Annotated in this window: 1 protein-coding gene; it reads right to left on the bottom strand. The window is 44.1% G+C overall.

The genetic code is table 11. The features are described from left to right. Positions 1 to 286: hypothetical protein (locus A3761_RS27270; protein WP_369808190.1), on the bottom strand; the 286-nt coding region annotated here is incomplete at both ends.

Below are 286 nucleotides of genomic sequence, written 5' to 3'. Positions count from 1 at the left end.
CAATTCAGGGAGTTGTTGTGTTAGCCAATGAAAACGAGCAGGGAACTGGCAAATAAGCTCAAGGTTGCTGCTGTCGCCAGTAAACGCTGCAATATTAGCCTTGAGCTCAGACTTTGGCGAGTACTTTCCGTCTGGAGCGATAAAAAAACTGTCGTCATCAACCTGACTTTCAAATCGCGGAATAAAGCCTATTTGGTGAAAATGAAGAAGGTCGAGCCATTGTTCATTATCCGCTAGGGAAGTAAGTTTTGAATCTGGTATCGTTTGCGCGAGAGAGTTAAAGCTT

The organism is Oleiphilus sp. HI0123, assembly GCF_001635315.1.
The sequence above is the reverse complement of the archived record's forward strand: the minus strand, read 5'-3'. Positions and strand labels throughout refer to the sequence as shown.